Genomic DNA, 1,487 nt, shown 5'->3' with positions numbered 1-1,487 from the left:
GGACCGCCGGCGATCGCCGACGGCAACCACCGCGCGACCGCGATCGCGCTGCACCTGCTCCGAACCGGCGAGTACCGCCCGCAGCGCGCGTACCTCGGCGTTGGAGCGAACCCCGTACTGAGACCGCTGTGGCAGCGAATCCGTGGGGCGTTCGCTCGGCTCCGGTCGGACGGAGCGCGGTGGTAATCCTCCAGAGCCAGAACTGTCGCTTGCCCGAAATCGCTGGCGGGCGTTAACCCGTACGATAGGAGTTCGTGGGCACAGAGCGTGGCCGTCGAGCGAACCGTTTCCCGTAACCAAAGTAAAATACGGGTTCGACCCGAGGAACTCGGTATCCGTGACGAACACGCAGATAACGCTCATCCAGCTCGACAACTACGGGCCGTGGACGGTCACGCCCGAACCGCGCCGCGAGGTCGACCTCCAGACGATGCAGTCCCGGCTGTACGCCGACCTCTCGCAGCTGTTCGGCAACCGCGACGGCTACGTCTTCTTCTCGCGGTTCGACAACATGATAGCGGTCACCAACGGACTCGACACCGACGACCACGCCCTGATCCAAGAGTCGGTCGCCAACCGGTATCCGGTCACGATCAGCCTGAGCGTGGCGGTCGATCCCGCACCGATCGCGGCGCTCGGGACTGCGACCGACCAGCTTCAAGACGCCGGCAGCGCCCAGGACAAAGACCGCCGGTCGATACTCCGTGGTGACCCGCTCGCCGACGCCGACCGGACCAACGACGATCTCCATATTGCGCACTTCGACGTCAACGACGCCACCGGTCAGTACACCGACGAACTCAACGAGTTCGATACGTTCATCAACATCGAACAAGGGTACGCCGAGCTGATGCGGTACATGCGGCGCGCCCACGATTCGCTGTCTTTCTTCGTCGGCGGTGACAACGTCATCGCGGTCTGTACCCCACTGACGACCGAGGAGTACGAGGACGCCATCACACACGTCCGTGAGGCAGTCGGCGTCGCACTCAAAGTGGGGGTCGGGCACGGAGCCACCGCCCAGGACGCGGGAATGGACGCGAAACACGCCCTCGAAGCGTGTCGTCACGACGGTCGGGACGTCGTGATCAACGACTGAAAACCGATGTCGAAAAACTGAGGCGCGCGCCGGTCTTAACGGTATCGCAGATAGTTTTTACTCCGCGCAGTCGGAACATCTCGTTATGAGTAGTGCTGTCACAGTGCGCGAGGTGATGACCCGGGAGTTCGTGGGAGTAAGCGAGGGCGACGCGGTGGTCGAAACGGTCGAACTCCTCCTCGACGAGGGTGCGGAGTGTGCGATCGTCCTCCGTGGGCGCGATCCGGTCGGCATGCTGAGCGAACGCGATGCCCTTTCGCTGGTGACGAGCGACACCGATCCGGCGACAGCAACCGTCTCGGACGTCATGTCCGACGGCGTGATCCAGATCCCCTCGGACGAATCGCTCGCGGCGGCTGCGGGAGTCATGACGGTACTGTTCTTGGTA

General features: G+C 63.6%; 2 protein-coding genes and 1 pseudogene. All 3 read left to right on the top strand.

Annotated features, from left to right (window positions below):
* Nucleotides 1-186, top strand: a pseudogene (locus C449_RS18195) (hypothetical protein); the annotation flags it as partial.
* A gap of 151 nt (nucleotides 187-337) precedes the next feature.
* Nucleotides 338-1,099, top strand: a complete 762-nt coding sequence (locus C449_RS01970) for a GTP cyclohydrolase III (protein ID WP_006076204.1) — start codon at nucleotides 338-340, stop codon at nucleotides 1,097-1,099.
* An 85-nt stretch (nucleotides 1,100-1,184) separates the two neighbouring features.
* Nucleotides 1,185-1,487: CBS domain-containing protein (locus C449_RS01965; protein ID WP_006076203.1), on the top strand; the 303-nt coding region annotated here is incomplete at its 3' end.

Source organism: Halococcus saccharolyticus DSM 5350 (assembly GCF_000336915.1).
Lineage (GTDB): Archaea > Halobacteriota > Halobacteria > Halobacteriales > Halococcaceae > Halococcus > Halococcus saccharolyticus.
Note: the sequence above shows the minus strand (reverse complement) of the source record. Positions and strands in the feature narration are given on the sequence as shown.